The 15676-nt window shown below is 59.7% G+C and carries 17 protein-coding genes and 3 tRNA genes; 5 read left to right on the top strand and 15 right to left on the bottom strand.

The features are described 5' to 3' along the window. Nucleotides 1-63: 63 nt before the first annotated feature. The 4 genes from ABXR19_RS08950 to ABXR19_RS08965 all read left to right on the top strand — a co-directional run bounded on the left by ABXR19_RS08950 (nucleotide 64) and on the right by ABXR19_RS08965 (nucleotide 2339). Nucleotides 64-492 (top strand): hypothetical protein, encoded by a 429-nt coding sequence (locus ABXR19_RS08950; protein WP_354600779.1) that lies wholly within the window; start codon nucleotides 64-66, stop codon nucleotides 490-492. A 58-nt stretch (nucleotides 493-550) separates the two neighbouring features. Beyond that, nucleotides 551-1033 carry a hypothetical protein gene (locus tag ABXR19_RS08955; RefSeq protein WP_354600780.1) on the top strand — a complete coding sequence of 161 codons (483 nt, stop codon included), beginning with the start codon at nucleotides 551-553 and terminating at the stop codon, nucleotides 1031-1033. Next, entirely contained in the window at nucleotides 1026-1286 is a 261-nt protein-coding gene (locus ABXR19_RS08960; protein WP_354600781.1) for a hypothetical protein, read from the top strand. Before ABXR19_RS08955 ends, ABXR19_RS08960 begins: the two co-directional genes overlap by 8 nt. A 393-nt stretch (nucleotides 1287-1679) precedes the next feature. Then, nucleotides 1680-2339, top strand: a complete 660-nt coding sequence (locus tag ABXR19_RS08965; protein ID WP_354600782.1) for a hypothetical protein — start codon at nucleotides 1680-1682, stop codon at nucleotides 2337-2339. Here ABXR19_RS08965 and xisR read toward each other — a convergent pair. The 8 genes from xisR to ABXR19_RS09005 all read right to left on the bottom strand — a co-directional run bounded on the left by xisR (nucleotide 2314) and on the right by ABXR19_RS09005 (nucleotide 8193). Beyond that, on the bottom strand, nucleotides 2314-2550 hold the full coding sequence (gene xisR, locus ABXR19_RS08970) for an excisionase family protein (RefSeq protein WP_354600783.1): 237 nt from the start codon (nucleotides 2548-2550) through the stop codon (nucleotides 2314-2316). The two genes, ABXR19_RS08965 and xisR, sit on opposite strands and share 26 nt — an antisense overlap. A 498-nt stretch (nucleotides 2551-3048) precedes the next feature. Further along, nucleotides 3049-3124 (bottom strand) — tRNA-His (locus tag ABXR19_RS08975). Nucleotides 3125-3152: 28 nt separating this feature from the next. Continuing rightward, nucleotides 3153-3229, bottom strand: a tRNA-Arg gene (locus tag ABXR19_RS08980). 59 nt (nucleotides 3230-3288) lie between these two features. Beyond that, a tRNA-Pro gene (locus ABXR19_RS08985) sits at nucleotides 3289-3365 on the bottom strand. Between the two features lie 82 nt (nucleotides 3366-3447). Then, a complete protein-coding gene (locus ABXR19_RS08990) occupies nucleotides 3448-3684 on the bottom strand; it encodes a YgaP family membrane protein (protein ID WP_354600784.1) in 237 nt (78 codons plus the stop codon). Nucleotides 3685-3722: 38 nt separating this feature from the next. After that, the gene (locus tag ABXR19_RS08995; protein WP_354600785.1) at nucleotides 3723-3947 is read right to left on the bottom strand and encodes a YgaP family membrane protein; all 225 of its coding nucleotides are present in this window, start codon (nucleotides 3945-3947) and stop codon (nucleotides 3723-3725) included. 14 nt (nucleotides 3948-3961) lie between these two features. After that, the gene (locus ABXR19_RS09000) at nucleotides 3962-7183 is read right to left on the bottom strand and encodes an efflux RND transporter permease subunit (RefSeq protein ID WP_354600786.1); all 3222 of its coding nucleotides are present in this window, start codon (nucleotides 7181-7183) and stop codon (nucleotides 3962-3964) included. Continuing rightward, the gene (locus tag ABXR19_RS09005) at nucleotides 7180-8193 is read right to left on the bottom strand and encodes an efflux RND transporter periplasmic adaptor subunit (RefSeq protein ID WP_354600787.1); all 1014 of its coding nucleotides are present in this window, start codon (nucleotides 8191-8193) and stop codon (nucleotides 7180-7182) included. The genes ABXR19_RS09000 and ABXR19_RS09005 overlap by 4 nt, the downstream gene beginning before the upstream one ends. A 140-nt stretch (nucleotides 8194-8333) precedes the next feature. Here ABXR19_RS09005 and ABXR19_RS09010 point away from each other — a divergent pair, with 140 nt between their 5' ends. Further along, nucleotides 8334-8690 (top strand): ArsR/SmtB family transcription factor, encoded by a 357-nt coding sequence (locus ABXR19_RS09010; protein ID WP_354600788.1) that lies wholly within the window; start codon nucleotides 8334-8336, stop codon nucleotides 8688-8690. Here ABXR19_RS09010 and ABXR19_RS09015 read toward each other — a convergent pair whose 3' ends face one another. From ABXR19_RS09015 to ABXR19_RS09045, 7 genes are all read right to left on the bottom strand, one after another. Continuing rightward, on the bottom strand, nucleotides 8691-9980 hold the full coding sequence (locus tag ABXR19_RS09015) for an MgtC/SapB family protein (protein ID WP_354600789.1): 1290 nt from the start codon (nucleotides 9978-9980) through the stop codon (nucleotides 8691-8693). A 173-nt stretch (nucleotides 9981-10153) separates the two neighbouring features. After that, a complete protein-coding gene (gene hycI, locus ABXR19_RS09020) occupies nucleotides 10154-10609 on the bottom strand; it encodes a hydrogenase maturation peptidase HycI (RefSeq protein WP_354600790.1) in 456 nt (151 codons plus the stop codon). Then, complete coding sequence (locus tag ABXR19_RS09025) at nucleotides 10602-11009, bottom strand: formate hydrogenlyase maturation HycH family protein (RefSeq protein WP_354600791.1); 408 nt, start codon at nucleotides 11007-11009, stop codon at nucleotides 10602-10604. Before ABXR19_RS09025 ends, hycI begins: the two co-directional genes overlap by 8 nt. After that, a complete protein-coding gene (locus tag ABXR19_RS09030; protein ID WP_435594312.1) occupies nucleotides 11006-11764 on the bottom strand; it encodes an NADH-quinone oxidoreductase subunit B family protein in 759 nt (252 codons plus the stop codon). The genes ABXR19_RS09025 and ABXR19_RS09030 overlap by 4 nt, the downstream gene beginning before the upstream one ends. A gap of 43 nt (nucleotides 11765-11807) precedes the next feature. Next, nucleotides 11808-12350, bottom strand: a complete 543-nt coding sequence (locus ABXR19_RS09035; RefSeq protein WP_354600793.1) for a formate hydrogenlyase complex iron-sulfur subunit — start codon at nucleotides 12348-12350, stop codon at nucleotides 11808-11810. 11 nt (nucleotides 12351-12361) lie between these two features. Beyond that, nucleotides 12362-14074 carry a hydrogenase large subunit gene (locus tag ABXR19_RS09040; protein WP_354600794.1) on the bottom strand — a complete coding sequence of 571 codons (1713 nt, stop codon included), beginning with the start codon at nucleotides 14072-14074 and terminating at the stop codon, nucleotides 12362-12364. A 33-nt stretch (nucleotides 14075-14107) separates the two neighbouring features. Next, nucleotides 14108-15664: a hydrogenase 4 subunit F gene (locus ABXR19_RS09045; RefSeq protein ID WP_354600795.1), complete on the bottom strand. Its 1557-nt coding sequence runs from the start codon at nucleotides 15662-15664 to the stop codon at nucleotides 14108-14110. Nucleotides 15665-15676: the final 12 nt, after the last annotated feature.

Here is a 15676-nt window from a genome sequence, read left to right on the forward strand (position 1 = left end):
CTTGGGCATCACGCCGCAAAGACTCAAGGCTTCTAACAACAATGCGGCTATGGAGTATTACCAATGAAAACTTGCTCTAAAAGCGGACTTTCTTGCAAAGGCCACACCCCAGGCGATCCTGTTTTTCCAACGTACATGGTCGAAATATCAACCTTCGCTGAAGGCGTGTGGATCAGGATCGCTCCCGGCACACCAAACCCGGTTTTTTTCGAAGATGCTGATGCGTTTTTTGACTACCCACTCGCGTCAAAAGGAAAGTTTCCGCTATACCAGCAAGGCGCGGCCTTTCAGCTTTCCCAACTCGATGAGCCGGAGAGCCGGTTAGCTCTGGCAAAGAAAATTCTTGGAATTGCCAGCCCGCCCGTTTTTGGCGTTCTGCACGACACACCCGAACATTTCTGGAATTTTTGGGAGGAGATCATTCACGGAGACAGACGGCATTTCAGATATTACAAAATCACCGTCCCTCACTATCAAGCACCTGGCGGCTAATCGCTCCTTCGCAGCCTGCCTGAAGGCAGGCTGCTACGCCAACCGACAAGGACCCAAGATGAACAACAAAACCAACACACAGCTTGTGGCTCGCAACACACATCATCACACAGCAACAATCGCAAGGCGCTTCACTGCACAAGACAGTCTAAAGCTGGGTAGCTTGCTGCTCTGTCATTCGCTCACAGACGAAAAAGCAAAAGCAGAACTTGATCCCGAGGCATTCAACATCAGCCTTTCTCAAGCGGCGCGAAAACTTGAAAGCGGGGATTTGTTGGACATCCAGGCGGACCTAACGGCCATGCGCAAAGCACTATTGGTAGCTGCGGCACACTGGCAAGAATTATCTGTACATGAAGGCACTCCGCGCGACACCCAGCACCGCCTATCTAGCCACGCGCTGAGTTTGCTACGCGAGGTTGTCCGAATTTCAGAAGTACAAATACGCATTACGCAACCCCGTACCCCCAATACCGCAATTCAGGTCAACGTTGCATCGCCCCAAGCGACACCGCCCGCCGCAGGAACTCACGATGGCTAAGGGGGTTTACGAACGGGACGACGCCTACCGGGTTCGCTCGCGCGAAACCGCACTCAGAACTAGGCCATGGGAATACATCACTCGAAAAATGACGGAAGAACGTCGCCAACAACTCCGCGAACGGGCGCAGAAAATGATTAGCCGAAAACATGACTTTTACGGCACAACAGGACAGGCATCCTACGCAATGCTTCGCGACAGCAAAAAACTGATGCAACGCATTGCGCATTTATTGAAAAACCTTAATGATTAAGTTCATGACGAGAGCCCTCAAGACAGGCCAAGAGTGAGACCAGACAGCGAAGTAGAGTCGCTCCTTCAGCTCACAGAGGAAAGAACAGGCGTGAGTCTGGCCGCGTGGCTGGATGTACTGCACTACCGCTTATTTCGGTCAGATCTGAATCGCATCAGCTATAGCCCGGAGCTCGTTCAGGCGTACGTCACAGAAGACGATGTAGAGCATCTGACAGCGCTGCGGGAGCAAGCCGAAGAGGACCTACAGGCTGGGGTAATGAGAGACCGAAGCCTATGCGAGAGGTGCGACGCGCTGCGCGAGTGGTTGTCTGCGGCAGACTGGGCTAGCAGCAGAGTCCACGACCTACAAGAGATGCCGGAACCGGGGAGAACGTTTTTCACCAGACTGGCTATGCGTAAAATAAGTGGTAGAACAGGCCTACCGCGCAAGGCCCTACGGCGCATCGCCGAGGCATTCGTAAGGGCCACAGGAGACTGGACGTCAGAGAAGAGAGCAGAGGCTAGTTGGCTCGGTCGGCGCGGCTTCCCATCCAAACTCGACCAAACCGCCATCGACAACGCCGTCGATGCCTACCTTTACCCCGACCCCGCCACAGGCAAGACCATCACCCGCGAGGCTGCCGCACAGCGGCTGGGTATCAGCATCAGCTACTTTACCAGGCTGCGCGGGGAGCGCGCCCCGAGGAAGTACGCGTTAAACGGCACTCCGGGCCTACTGATACCAAACAACAGCGACACCAAAGCCCGAGCCAGCGCCGCCAACCGCGCCACCATCCGCGACACCCTCATTGACGATGTCTTCCTCGGCGGCATGACCCAAGCCGCAGCCATCCGGAAGCACGGCGTGGCCGAGAACACAGGCATGAAGTGGATCCGAGCCGTCCGGCAAGAGATCAACAGCCCAAGCCCCGAGCCGCAAGTAGTGGAGCGCGACTCCGTCTGGATCGTCAGTGTTTGGGCCTGGCACACCGCCCGCCGGCTGGAACAGCGTGGCTCGGACAGCGAGGCGCAGACCTTGCCTTACCCTACCGCCGCCGGACCGGAGCTCTAAGACAGCGGTCCTCGCTTTGAACACACTCGTGCTTCTCCACCCAGCTATCGATTGCTTTGACGTTCAGCCAAAGTGTTCGTGAGCCGGTGCGCTTGTAATGCACGCCCTCGATCCAATCGTTCTCGATACGCTGCCTGACAAAGTCTGAGGTGTTGCCTGTGAGCGTTGCCCACGCATCGGCGCGGATCCAGTTGATGTCGATGGATGTCATGAAATGCACTCCCAGCTGCTAGAAATCTGAATTATCTTTGAGCGGGAAGACTGGCAGCGGCGCGTCATTCGAATGCTTGACGTGGATCTGAATGACTTATGTCTCCTCAACCACACGCAAAGAATCCACCTACACTGGAGCTGTGCATCGCCCAAGCACTGACAAAAATAATCAAAAGAGGACATTTTTCAGAAAATGGCCAAAAAAAATCTGAGCACCCCCAGGGAAGTGAGACCTCCTGTCCAGCCAGCTAATGAGTACCCGGTTTGCTAGACTGCTTCATGCGGCAAACAGCGCGATGCTCAAACAAAAGCTTCGTCGCCAGAGTCAGTCGCTTGTTGAGATAGGGGTGTGGCAATTTTTGTGCGGTAAGCGCAGATTGCTACGCGCAGGTCAGAACAAAAACCTGACCTTGTATTGACCTTTTGAGCAGATCAAATCAAACCCCAAAAAGCAAAAAGGCCAATCCGTTAAGATTGGCCTAAGTGCTTGTATTCTTGGGGCGACATACCGGGTTCGAACCGGTGACCACTGGAATCACAATCCAGTGCTCTACCAACTGAGCTAATGCCGCCACTGGTAAAACTTTTACTGCACCTTACTGGCCTGCCCGAAGGGAATCGAACCCCTAACCTACGGCTTAGAAGGCCGTTGCTCTATCCGGTTGAGCTACGGGCAGTTCCTCGTCGAACAGTTTCCTCGGGTATTGACCATCCAAGCCTGCGGCTTGGGGGGCCTTGGTCGGGGCGAGAGGATTCGAACCTCCGACATCTTGCTCCCAAAGCAAGCGCGCTACCGGGCTGCGCTACGCCCCGAGGGACGAAATTGTATGCGAAGCGCCCCTAGCAAGTAAAGACCGGCACGAAAGTATTTCTCGCGCCGGCAGCATTGCGCCGCTTAGTCCTGCTTCTCGCCGAAATGGTGCTGCTTTTCGACCGGACAGGTGCTGAAGCCCAGCACTGAATACAGCGGGCAAAAATTGAGCAGACCGGTCGCAAGCGGCACAATGCCGATCCAGCCCCATGAGCCGATGGAACTCATCAAGCCGATATTATCCAACAGGGACAACAGCACCAGAACCGCCCCCACCGCGATGCGCACAGCGCGATCTTTACTGCCTACGTTTTCTTTCATGTCTCACTCCTTGAGATGACGTGTATTGGCGGCAGCGCTCATTTACAGCAAGAGCCTGCCGAATCCTTGATACCCAGTTTGTGCAGAATATTCACCAGCGGGCACAACCCGGTAAAGCCGCTCTGGAAAAGGTTGGCGCCGACGAAGGCGGTAACCCAGAGGAAATGCTTGCTCACGAAAAGCGGGCTGGCTTCAGCGCCAAGGGCGAGTGAAATCAGGATAAATGCGCCGGCTGCAATACGGACGATGCGTTCGGTGGTCATGGAGTGTGTTCCTTTTACAAGTTGGGTGCTTGGGTTTTGGGGCGATACGCGACGTAATACAACAGCGGAATCACGACCAGAGTAAGCAGGGTCGACACAGCGATGCCGAACAGCAGCGACACGGCGAGGCCATTGAAGATGGGGTCGTCGAGAATGAACAGGGCACCGAGCATGGCGGCCAGCGCGGTCAGCACGATGGGCTTGGCGCGCGCGGCCACGGCATTGATCACCGCAGCATCGAAGCCCGTGCCCTCGCCCACCTGCAACTGGATGAAGTCGACCAGCAGGATGGAATTACGCACGATGATGCCGGCCAGCGCGATCATGCCGATCATCGAAGTCGCGGTGTATTGCGCACCCATGATGGCGTGGCCGGGCATCACCCCGATGATGGTGAGCGGAATCGGCGCCATGATGATCAGTGGCACTAGGTACGAGCGGAACTGCGCGACCACCAGCAGATAGATCAGGATCAGGCCGACGGCATAGGCGGTACCCATGTCGCGGAAGGTGTCGAAAGTGATCTGCCATTCGCCATCCCATTTGACGGCGTAGCCGCGATAGGGATCATCGGGCTGATGAATCCACCATTCGGCCAGCTCGCCACCTTCGGGCAGCGCATGATTGAAGAGTTTCTCGCGCAGCGCAAACATGCCGTAGAGCGGGCTGTCGATGGTGCCACCGGCATCACCCACGACATAGCTCACCGGCAGCAGGTCCTTGTGATAAATCGGCTGATCAAGCAGACCCTGCTCGACACGCAACACTTCGGAGAGCGGCACCTGCGCGCCGGTTGCCGAGCTGACGCTCAGACGCAATGCGTCCTCGATACGCGCCTGCTGTTCCGGGGCGAGTCGCAGGCGCACTGGTACTGGGTACTTGGCCTGGCCGTCGCGCAAGTAGGTCACATCCAGCCCGCCCAGCGCCGTACCCAGGGTCTCGGCGATCTGCGCCTGACTCACACCCAGGCTGGCCGCGCGCCGCACATCCACGTGCAGGCGCAGCTTGGGCGTATCGGCAATCGCACTGCCATCCACGGCGGTGATGCCGGCGGTGCTGGCGAAAGTTGCCTCAATGCGCCGCGCCACGCTCAACCGACCCGCCGCATCCGGGCCATAAACTTCTGCGACGATGGGCGCCATCACCGGCGGCCCCGGCGGCACTTCGACAACCTTGATCTTGGCCCCGGCACGTTTTGCGATTTCCTCCAGCGCCGGCCGGATCGCCTGCGCGATGGCGTGGCTCTGGCGGCTGCGATGATGCTTGTCGACCAGTTCGATCTGAATATCAGCCTGCTCCGGCTGCGTGCGCAGGGCGTACTGACGCACCAGGCCATTGAAGGTGATCGGGCTGGCCGTACCGACGTAGGCCTGATAGCGCGTTACCTCCGGCAGCGTAGCAATCTGCGCGGCCAGCTCGCGCGTCACCGCAGCCGTACGCTCCAAGGGCGTGCCGGCGGGCAACTCCACCATCACCTGGAATTCGCTCTTGTTGTCGAAGGGCAGCATCTTCAGAATCACCAGCTTGCCCACTGGCAGGGCCAGCGAAATCAGGATCAGGGCGAGAACGCCTAGCCACAGCAGCAGACGATTGCGCGCACCCCGCCGCGGATCGAAGAATGGCGTAAACAGGCGCTCTGCGAGCACATGCAGCCGAGAGGCAGGCTGAGAGCCGTTCTCCGGACTGGCATGCGCCACATGAGCCATCAGCTTGCCAGCCAGCCAGGGCGTCACCACAAAGGCCACCGCCAGCGAGATCAGCATGCCAAGGCTGGCATTGATCGGGATCGGCGCCATGTAGGGGCCCATCAAGCCGGTAACAAAGGCCATCGGCAACAGCGCGGCGATCACGGTCAGTGTGGCCAGAATGGTCGGGCTACCCACCTCATCGACCGCGCGCGGCATCAGCTCGAAAAAACTGGCGTGCGGATCAAGCAGGCGGTGGCGATGAATGTTTTCGACCACGACGATGGCATCGTCCACAAGAATGCCAATGGAAAATATCAACGCGAACAAGGAGACGCGATTCAGCGTGAAGCCCCAGGCCCAGCTTGCGAACAAAGTCGCTGCCAGGGTCAGAATCACCGCCACGCCGACAATCACCGCCTCGCGCCGGCCCAGCGCCAGCCACACAAGCACGACCACGGATAGCGTGGCAAAGAGCAGCTTCTGGATCAGTTTCTGCGACTTGTCATTGGCGGTTTCGCCGTAGTTGCGCGTTACCGTGACCTCAACACTGGCCGGCAGCACCGTGTTGCGCAGCGCCTCGACGCGCGCCAGCAGGCGATCAGTCACGTCCACCGCATTCTCGCCCGGTTTCTTGGTGACCTGCAGCGTCACCGCCGGGTATTCAGTCGCCTTACCCTGCTCCACCACGCCATGCCAGACATAGCGTTCAGCCTGCGGCGCACCGGCTTCCACGCGCGCCACATCACCCAGAAACACCGGCTTGCCGGCGCGCACGGTCAGCACCACTTCGGCCACGTCCTGCGCCGACTGCAGGAAGCTCGTGGTCTCAACGACCAGACGCCGATTCGCCTCAACCAAAGCACCGGATGGCCCGCCCGCGTTGCGCAGATTCAAGGCCGCCTGAATCTGGCCGACCGACACCCCGGCGCGGCGCATGCGATCCGCATCCATGTACACATTCACGGCCTGGCCCGGTCCGCCAATCGTGCGGATGTCGCGACTGCCCGGCACGCGCTTGAGCTCCACCTCCAGCGCATGCGCAACGCGTTCCAGATCGAAGGCCGAGATTTTTTCGTCGCGCGAGAACAGGGTCAGGCCCAGCACCGGCACATCGTCGATGCCGGACGGTTTGACAACTGGTTCCTGCGCACCCAGATTGCGCGGCAGCCAGTCGCGATTGCTCTGCAGGGTGTCGTGCAGCCGCACCAGCGCTTCGCTGCGCGGCACGCCGACCTTGAACTGCACCGTGATGATGGCCTGCCCCGGTTGCGACACGGACATCACGTGCTCCACCCCCGGCATGCGCGAGAGCACCTGCTCGGCCGGCGTAGCGATCATGGACTCGACATCGCCCACAGAGGCGCCGGGAAAAGCCACCAACACGTTCGCCATGGTTACGTCGATCTGCGGCTCCTCCTCGCGCGGCGTCACGCCGACGGCAAACACCCCCAGCAGGAACAAAACCAGGGCCAGCAGCGGAGTGATCGCATTGTCCTGAAACAGAGCAGTAATGCGCCCGGAAATTCCCAATGTGGTTTTCGGGTTCATCGCGCCATCCCCGCCCGCACCGGATCAAGCGCGACTTTTTCACCCACGCTCAGCCCAGCCAGCACCTCGACACCGGCTGCGCCAAACTGCTCACCCAAACGCAGCAAACGCTGCAGGAAGCGGCCATCCGCAGTTTGCACATAAGCCGCAACCAGTTCGCCGCGATGCAACACCGCCGCATTCGGAATCACCAGACGCTGTGCTTCGCCCGTGGCCAGCAGCACGCGCACCGAGGCGCCAGGCAGCAAACCCTCCTGCGGGATCTGCTCCAGACGCACTTCGGTACTCTGGGTTGCCGCGTCGGCAGCGGGCATCAGCTTCACCGCGCCAGCGGCCAGCCATTTGCCCGGCGCCACCTCGATCTGCGCCCGGCTCTGGCTGCGCACCGCAGCCAGCCGCGCCTGCGGCACCTGCGCCAACACCCGCAAATCACCCGGCGCGTACAGCGTCATCAGCGGCACGCCAGGCGACGCCATGTCGCCCTGCTCGATATTCACAGCCGAAATCACGCCCGCATACGGCGCGCTGATCACCGTGTGGCTGCGTCCCGCGCTGGCCGCACCGGCGCCCGCCTGCAGAGCACTAACCTGCGCACGCGCCGAACGCGCCTGCGCCTCGGCCTGATCCAGGGTGGCCGAACTCATGAATTTCTTTGTCACCAATTCGCGCGTGCGCGTCAGGTTGGCCTCGGCGTTCGCCAGTTGCGCCTGTGCTGCGGCAACCTGCGCCTGCTGGCCCGCCACGTTCTGCGCCTGCTCACGGTCATCAATGCGCAGCAGAAACTGCCCGGCCGCCACGCGATCACCAGCCTTCACGGCTACCTGCAAGATCCGGCCCGGCACCTGCGCCGCGATCTGGCTCTGGCGTACGGCCTGCACCAAGCCATCGGTGGCATAGGCCGTGGGCACCTGGCGCAAAGCGACGTCCGCCGTCGCCAGCGGATCAGCCGCTAACGTGCTGCCCGCGCCCAGCGCAAGCACCACAATGCTCCCCAGCAACTTGACCCACATGGCTTCCTCCCGCGAAATGAATTTGACTTTATCTACCTTATAACCACATAGTTATATTGTCAATCAAAGAAAATTTCCGAACACGCAATATAATGAGGACAACAGCCATGGACGCAGGCTCAACACAAGGACACTTCTGCATGCAGGCACTGGACGAATCCGCCCTCACTCACGTCGCAACCTATTTCCGTGCGCTCTCCGAGCCGACCCGGTTGCGCATCCTCAACACCTTGCGCGACGGCGAGAAGAACGTCGGCCAGATCACCGAACTGACCGGCTGCGGCCAGGCCAACGTCTCGAAACACCTGGCCCTGCTCTTCGAATCCGGCCTCGTCACCCGCGCCGCGCACGGCACGGCCGTCTTCTACGGTATAGCCGATGCAGCAACCTTCGACCTGTGCGACCTCGTCTGCGGCAATGTCGCGCGCATCGTCGATCAACAAGTCAGCAGCGCCACGGCACTCAAAAAACAGCTCGGCAAAGTCGCCAAAGGCTGATCAGACCAGCCAGATCGCCAACAAGCCAGCCGCCATCATCGCCACGGTTGCGATGATCATGCGCCGCGCCAGACCACGACTGCCCAGCACCACCGTCAGCCCTGCCTTGACCACGGTATTGGAGAGCACGCCGGCCACGACGGCCTGCGCGGCAGTCCCGAGCAGCCCCGGCTCACGCGCAAAATCCACCATCGACAAGGTAATCGCATCCACATCGGTGGTGCCCGCCAGCACGGCCACATACATCAGCCCGGCCGTCGAGAAACTGCGCCGGGCGATCTCGACCATCAACAACACGACGGCAAAAAGCAAACCGAATTTGGTGGCCGCCCACAGGCTGAACGGATTTTTCAGAGGCACCTCGCCCATCGTGTCGGCCTGATGCCCGGCAGCGCTCAGGCTGCGCAGGTAATGCCAGCCGGCAAAGCCGACATTCACCGCCAGCATCGCGCCAAACGGCCACAGCAGCGGCTTCAGCAGGCTGGGATTGAGCAGCGCCACCATCCCCAGCACGCGCGCGAACATCACGATCCAAGCCATCAGCACGCCAGCCGCATAGGCATCATCCTTCACAGCCTCGCCCCCCGCACGGCTCTCGCGCGCCATCGACAAGGTGACGGCGGTGGATGACACCAGCCCACCGGTCAAACCGGTGACCGCAACACCGCGTGCGCTGCCCAGCCAGCGCGTGGCAACGTAGCCGATCAGCGACAGCGCCGAGATCAGCACCACCAGCAACCACAGCTTGTAAGGATTCAGCGCGTTCCAAGGATCGATGGCCTGATGTGGCAAGAGGGGCAGCACGATGAAGCTGGCGATCAGCAGCTTGAGACCGGCAAAAATATCTTCCTTGCCCAGTTTCTGCACTGCGCCATGCAGCGGATCCTTGAAGGCCAGCAAGGAGGTGTTCACCACCGCGAGCCCCACCGCCACCGCCGCGTGCCCGAACATGACGGCCGCGCCAAGCAGGAATACCGTTAGTGCAGCCAATTCGGTCGTCAGGCCGACCGAAGCCGGGTCAGCGCGCTTCTCCAGCAGATAGGCCGAGGCGATCAGGATCAGCAAGCCCGTCAGCGTCACGCCAAAAATCAGCGGCATGCTCGTCTGTACCGACAACCAGGCCGACAGAGCGCCGGCCTCGGAGAGCAGCATGAAGGTGCGGATGCCCGCAAAAGACGGGCGCTGGGTGTCGACCTTTTTCTTCTCGCGCTCGGTGCCGACCAGCGCACCGATCAGCAGGGCAATCGCAAACAACTGGGCGGTACCCAACTCGGGCGTCTGCTCAAACATGCCGGATTCCTCTCGCAGAATTCTTGAGCACTATAACGGCAGCAAACCAACGGCACCTGAGCGTGCATCGAAGAGCCCCACCAGACAAAGATCTTCAAGCAATGTGCCTGCACAGCCTGGCGGAACAATCATCTCCACACAACCCACACCGAAGAGCGCCGACCAGAGTAGCTTTACAGCCTGGCGTAAGCTTGCGGCGCCTGCCCTGAACACAAGTCCGCATGTATGGCCTCCACCGCCAACCGAACCGGATCGGTCATCGGAAAACCAAAGACAACCACGTCGGGTTGAATGCCGAGGAAGAGCACCTCCGGCACGGTTTCCCTGAGACGTTCGATCAGGAAACTCAGCGGCAGATTATGCGTGGTCATGATGAACATGTCGGCGATGCAAGCATCGTCGATCAATCGCACTGCGCCGGGCTCAAGATTGATGTCGGCCGCATCAACAACCACCACCAGTTGGGGCGCCAGTTCCTGCACCTGGTGCGCCACGTTCTCGGGCGCCGAACCGCCATCAATCACGGTCCAGCCCGATGCAGGCGCTTTGGTCAGCAGCTCTGCCAGCAGCGGCCCTGCCCCGTCATCGCCCATCATGCTGTTGCCGACGGTCAAAATGACTTTATGCATCGCGCCGCTTCGCAATCAGGTAAATCGCGGGCTCAGCTTCGATCGCAGCCAGCGATTGAATCAACTGCCCGGCCCACTGCGCCTCTTCAGCTGAAAACTGGTCACGCGCCGCTTCAAGCGCACTCGCCAGCATGTGCGTGTGGGTACTGTCGATGGTGATTTCGCCCCATTTCAGAAGCCCTTCCAGCTTGCTCCGCGCATCCCCGGCGGGCAGTCGGGCAATCCACTGCTCGTACCCCGGCAAAGGGCACTCCAGAATCGGCTTGAGGCAATCAATCACCCCGATGTGATGACCGATGGCCAGCGAGTAATACACCACCTGCTTCGCCTCGTCCGGCATATCCTCCTGGCGATCCAGAAATTTCTGGCCAAGCTGATAGAAAATGACCTTGCCGCTCATGTCGGACTAGCGCCGATAGCTGATGAGCAAAGCACCTGCAATCTTCCAAAAATCTCGCTCAGGCGTGGATCGTCCTTGCTGGCCAAGTGCTGATGCACCTGCGTTTCGAAGTTCTGAGGCGTTCCGGCGGAGGCCAGCAATCCCATGAAATCATCCGCAATCTGCCCGCCGTGCAGATAGCCCGCCATGCGCCGGGCTTCCCGCTCCAACAGTACGCGCACATCGAGCGGAACGCCGGGGTGACGCAAACTGGCCAGTTCGCCTGGAACCTCTTCGTGATGCGTGCCCTTGAGCTTCTGACTGAGCAGCCCCAGCGCGACCGCGAAACCGTAAATCGTGGCCGCGGGGGTCGGCGGGCAGCCGGGAATATAAACATCGACCGGCACAATCTGATCGGTACCACCCCAGACGCTGTAGAGGTCATGGAAGATGCCGCCGCTGCAACCACAGGCGCCATACGACACCACGATCTTCGGATCTGGCGCCGCACGATAAGCCCGGATGGCCGGCATGCGCATCGAACGCGTCACCGCCCCGGTAAACAACAGGATGTCGGCATGGCGTGGCGACGCCACCACCTTGATACCGAAGCGCTCGGCATCAAAGACCGGCGTGATGGCCGAAAAAATCTCGATCTCACAGCCATTGCAGCCACCACAATCGACCCGATACACATAGGCCGAGCGCTGGATATCGCCCAACAAGGTCTGCTTGAGCTGGGCAATATGCTCGCTCTCGCTGATCGGAACGGGCATGCCCTGGCTATTCTTGGGAGCGAACTGGACGGGAGCATTCATGTCACGGATTCCCTCTTCTCAAATACTGTCCCGGTTCAACACTGGCGAGCGCCAGCTTGCGCTTGCAGTCCGGGCAAGTTTCAAAATGCGCACGCATGGCGACGGCTTCAGACGCGGACAAGCCGCTCTGAACCATCAGCGCCACGGCATAATCGATTTCCTTGGTCGGTGCGAAAGGCGTGCCGCAGGCTGCGCAATCCGTCAGCGAGAAGCAGGCTGTCTGCAACAGATCCTGCTTGTTGCCCACCGCCAGCTCGAAGTCTGGCGACAGGACAATGGCGTGAGTCGGGCAAACTTCCTCACAGCGGCCACAGAAGATACAGCGACCGAGGTTCAATTGCCAGGTTCGCTTGCCTTCCGCCGTATTGGTGCGCATCGACAGCGCATTCGGCGGACAAGCCGTCACACACGCCGCACAGGCGATGCACTGCTCGGCCTTGTATTCGGGCTTCCCACGAAAACCCGGACTGATCGGCATCGGTGCGAACGGATACTTCTCCGTTGCCTCGCCTGCCTTGCTAATGATCTTGAGTAGCTTGAACATCAATCGGCCCCTTACTTGAGCGGCGAGTTCTTGCGTTCGCGACCGTACCTTTCAATTTCCTTGTACGGAACGGTCATGGATTTCCCTTTATTCACGTCGACCAGCGTGACGCGGTCGGTACAGGAATAGCAGGGGTCGATACTAGCCACGATCAGCGGAGCGTCAGAAATCGTGTTACCACGGAGCATGTAGCGCAATGGCGGCCAGTTGGCATAGGTCGGCGCACGACAGCGCCAACGGTACAGTTTCTGGTTGTCGCCGATCATGCTCCAGTGGATGTCTTCGCCGCGCGGCGCTTCGGCATAACCCAGAGCAAAGGCGTGCGGGCGATAGGCAAAACCTTCGACCAGAATTGGACCTTCCGGCATGTTGTTCAGCACGTGCTCGATAATGTTCAGCGAATCGTAGAACTCTTTCACGCGAATCAGAACCCGCGAGAGCACGTCACAGCCATCCATCACGTGCAGATCGAAGGGCAGATCTGCGTAGGCGGCGTAGGGGTGATCCCGGCGAATATCGCGGGCAAAACCACTGGCACGAATCAGGGGGCCGACCGGGCTGAAATCGCGCGCAATCTTGGGGTCGAGACGACCGACGCCTTGCGTGCGCTGCTTCAGATTCGGGGTTTCCAGCAGCATCTCGACCAGCGGAGTCACTTCTGCACGCAGCTCGGCAATCAGTTTCAGTGTCTTGGTACGCTGATCCTTGAGGATGTCGCGGCGCACGCCTCCGATCAGATTCATGCCGTAGGTCTTGCGCGCACCGGTCAGCAATTCGGCCATGGTCATGGCCTTTTCGCGTATCCGGAAGAACTGCATGAAGCCCGTGTCGAAGCCCACGAAATGACTGGCCAACCCAATGTTCAGCAGATGGCTATGCAGACGTTCGACTTCAAGGAAAACACTTCGGATCGCCTGCGCGCGCGGCGGCACGACAATTCCAAGCGCATTTTCAACAGAAGTGGCGTAGGCCACGCTGTGGGTGAAGCCGCAGATGCCGCACACACGGTCGGCCAAGAAAGTGACTTCGTCGTAGCCCATGCGGGTCTCGGCGAGCTTTTCCATGCCGCGGTGCACGTAGAACATGCGGTAATCGGCATCGACAATATCTTCACCATCCACGAAGAGACGGAAATGGCCCGGCTCGTCAGATGTGATGTGCAGCGGCCCCAGAGGCACCACGCGGCTCTCGCCACCATCATTGACGAACTGGTAGGTCTCGGTATCGGACGTCGGCGCAGGACGCTGGTTATAGGCCATCGTATCCTTGCGCAGCGGATGCAAATCCTCAGGCCAGTCATCCGGCAGCACAAGGCGGCGCTCGTCCGGCAAGCCGACCGCACGCAGGCCATACATGTCGCGCACTTCGCGCTCGCCCCAGACCGCCGCCGGCACCTTCGGCGTAACCGAGGGATACTCCTGCGCGACGGCATCGACCAGCACTTTCACGATCACCCAGCTCTTGACGATGCCTTCCATCGAAAGCACGTAATAGACCGCGAAGTGACCATTCAAAGGACGTTCGTCATTGCCGAACAGTACTGACAGCCAGCCACCCTGATCGTAATACAGCCACGCCACCACATCCGGCAGGGAATTGGGTTTAACCGTGACCGTCACCTGGTCAGCGGTTTGCCATTCTTCATCAATGACCGCCGAGGGAAACTTTTCTCTCAGTCCGGCGATGTAATTTCGCCCAATTCTGGATTGATCCGATACGAACATTTCTTGTCGTCTCCTCGCCTGCGATGGCGCTAATCAATTAGCCGCTGCGGGCAGCACGGCTTCCGGCGCAAGCGCCTGGACCGGCATTTCTGGTTTCATTTCATCGCTGCCAATCAGTACCACTTTGGCCGCACTATCGAGCAATCTCACAACGGGCTCCGGCGCGCGAATCCCCATGACCAGCATCAGTGCCAACAGGATGACCATTGGTGCCAAGGTCAGCACCCCGGCTTCGCCCTTCTTCACGTTGTCAGGTGCCGGGCCGAATACCGTACTCGCCACCATGCGCACCAGCCCCGCCAGCACCACAGTCAGCAGCAACAGCAAGACCACCATGAGCAGCACATGGCCGCCCTTGATGCCGGCTGTAATCACCATGAATTCGCTGACAAACACATTGAAGGGTGGCACGCCGCCTAGCGCCAGAGCACCGGCCGTCAGCATCACGCCGGTCAGCGGAGCCGTCTTGAGCACGCCCTTCACGGTATCCATGTTTGGCGTGCCGTACTTCAGCAGCACGTTGCCCGAGCCACAGAACAACAAAGCCTTGGCAAGGCTGTGATTCACCGTATGGAATAGAGCAGCCAACACGCCGAGCGGGCCGCCGATGCCGAACGCCAGCGCGATCAGCCCCATGTTTTCGACGCTGGAGTAGGCCAGCAGACGCTTCATGTCGCGCTGCACGATGATGAAAAAAGCCGCCACCGTGATCGACATCAGACCAAACACCAACAGCAACATCTGCGGAAACGCCGGGCCAATGGTTTTGGACACGATCATGTAGAAGCGCACCACGATCAGCATTGCGCAGTTGAGCAACACAGCCGACAGCAGCGCGCTGACCGGACTGGGCGCTTCGGAGTGAGCATCCGGCAGCCAGGCATGCATCGGGAACAGGCCCGCCTTGGTGCCGAAGCCGATCAACACGAACACGAAGGCCAGCTTCATGAGCGTAGGATCAAGAGACTTGGCCTGCGCCAGCAGTACCGTCCAGTAAGCCGCATCGCCGCTTTGCGGCAGAATGCTGACCGCGTTGGAGTACACCAGCACCACGCCATACAGGCCGAAAGCCACGCCAACCGTACAGATAATGACGTATTTCCAAGCCGCTTCCAGCGACGAAGGCTTGCCGTAGAAACCGACCAGAAATACCGAGCCCAGCGTCGTCGCCTCAATTGCCACCCACATCATGATGATGTTGTTGGCCGTCGCAGCCAGCAACATGGTGAAAATGAACAGATTGAAAATGCCGTAGTAGCTACACAGCTTTTTGGCGTCCAGCTCACCGTGCTCGAACTCGTGGTTCATGTAGCCAATCGAGTACAGCCCGGTCAGGAAACCGACGATACCGATCAAAGCCAGAAAGACCGCCCCCAGCGCATCCACATAGACCCAGTCGTGCAGCGCCGACAAGGACCCTTGCGTCAGCACCTGCCCCACGACAAACAGCGAGAGCAGCAGCAACAAGGCAATCCCGACGCCATGAATCAGAGTCACCAGAGGGCGCGCAGCGGATCCAGTCCAGCGCGCGGCGAACGCCAGCAGCGCGGTCACAAAGGGAATCAGCAGAAGAGTGGAAAGAAGTTCCATGGGAATCATGTT

It is taken from the genome of Uliginosibacterium flavum, from assembly GCF_040566545.1.
Lineage (GTDB): Bacteria > Pseudomonadota > Gammaproteobacteria > Burkholderiales > Rhodocyclaceae > Uliginosibacterium > Uliginosibacterium flavum.

Coding starts and splice junctions, on each gene's coding strand:
- ABXR19_RS08950 (WP_354600779.1), top strand. CDS start 64: ATGAAAACTTGCTCTAAAAGCGGACTTTCTTGCAAAGGCCACACCCCA.
- ABXR19_RS08955 (WP_354600780.1), top strand. CDS start 551: ATGAACAACAAAACCAACACACAGCTTGTGGCTCGCAACACACATCAT.
- ABXR19_RS08960 (WP_354600781.1), top strand. CDS start 1,026: ATGGCTAAGGGGGTTTACGAACGGGACGACGCCTACCGGGTTCGCTCG.
- ABXR19_RS08965 (WP_354600782.1), top strand. CDS start 1,680: ATGCGTAAAATAAGTGGTAGAACAGGCCTACCGCGCAAGGCCCTACGG.
- xisR (WP_354600783.1), bottom strand. CDS start 2,550: ATGACATCCATCGACATCAACTGGATCCGCGCCGATGCGTGGGCAACG.
- ABXR19_RS08990 (WP_354600784.1), bottom strand. CDS start 3,684: ATGAAAGAAAACGTAGGCAGTAAAGATCGCGCTGTGCGCATCGCGGTG.
- ABXR19_RS08995 (WP_354600785.1), bottom strand. CDS start 3,947: ATGACCACCGAACGCATCGTCCGTATTGCAGCCGGCGCATTTATCCTG.
- ABXR19_RS09000 (WP_354600786.1), bottom strand. CDS start 7,183: ATGAACCCGAAAACCACATTGGGAATTTCCGGGCGCATTACTGCTCTG.
- ABXR19_RS09005 (WP_354600787.1), bottom strand. CDS start 8,193: ATGTGGGTCAAGTTGCTGGGGAGCATTGTGGTGCTTGCGCTGGGCGCG.
- ABXR19_RS09010 (WP_354600788.1), top strand. CDS start 8,334: ATGCAGGCACTGGACGAATCCGCCCTCACTCACGTCGCAACCTATTTC.
- ABXR19_RS09015 (WP_354600789.1), bottom strand. CDS start 9,980: ATGTTTGAGCAGACGCCCGAGTTGGGTACCGCCCAGTTGTTTGCGATT.
- hycI (WP_354600790.1), bottom strand. CDS start 10,609: ATGCATAAAGTCATTTTGACCGTCGGCAACAGCATGATGGGCGATGAC.
- ABXR19_RS09025 (WP_354600791.1), bottom strand. CDS start 11,009: ATGAGCGGCAAGGTCATTTTCTATCAGCTTGGCCAGAAATTTCTGGAT.
- ABXR19_RS09030 (WP_435594312.1), bottom strand. CDS start 11,764: ATGCCCGTTCCGATCAGCGAGAGCGAGCATATTGCCCAGCTCAAGCAG.
- ABXR19_RS09035 (WP_354600793.1), bottom strand. CDS start 12,350: ATGTTCAAGCTACTCAAGATCATTAGCAAGGCAGGCGAGGCAACGGAG.
- ABXR19_RS09040 (WP_354600794.1), bottom strand. CDS start 14,074: ATGTTCGTATCGGATCAATCCAGAATTGGGCGAAATTACATCGCCGGA.
- ABXR19_RS09045 (WP_354600795.1), bottom strand. CDS start 15,664: ATGGAACTTCTTTCCACTCTTCTGCTGATTCCCTTTGTGACCGCGCTG.